Origin of the sequence: Xanthobacter autotrophicus, from assembly GCF_030015065.1 — a bacterium.
GTDB classification, from domain to species: Bacteria; Pseudomonadota; Alphaproteobacteria; order Rhizobiales; family Xanthobacteraceae; genus Xanthobacter; species Xanthobacter autotrophicus_D.
In genome coordinates, this window is record NZ_JAIVFN010000523.1 from 1 (window position 1) to 403 (window position 403).

The window sequence follows — 403 nt, forward strand, 5'->3', positions numbered from 1 at the left end:
CCCCAGAGCTCCGGCTCCTTGTGCTGGCCGAGGTAGCCGTAGAGCGCCGCGACCGTGCCCATGCCGGCCGCGTTACCCGCGACGATGTCGCGCTCGTCGTCGCCGACGTAGAGGCACTCTTCGGGCGGGACGCCCAGGCGGGACGCGGCTTCCAGCAGGGGCGCGGGATGCGGCTTGGCATGCGGCGTGGTGTCGCCGCTCACCAGCACGCCGGAGGTGCGGAACAACGGGATCGCCTGCGTGAGGGGCACGGAAAAGCGCGTGGCCTTGTTGGTGACGACGCCCCACGGCAGGCCGGCCTGCGCCAGCCGTTCGATGAGCGCCTCGACGCCGTCGAACACGATCGTGCGGTCGTGGATGCAGGCTTCGTAGTTGACGAAGAACTCCTCCCGAAGGGCCGGAA

Annotated in this window: 1 protein-coding gene; it reads right to left on the minus strand. The window is 70.2% G+C overall.

The window, feature by feature from the left end; all coding sequences use genetic code 11:
* The coding region (locus K9U40_RS24330; protein ID WP_282892606.1) for an HAD-IA family hydrolase at positions 1–403 on the minus strand (403 nt) is incomplete at both ends.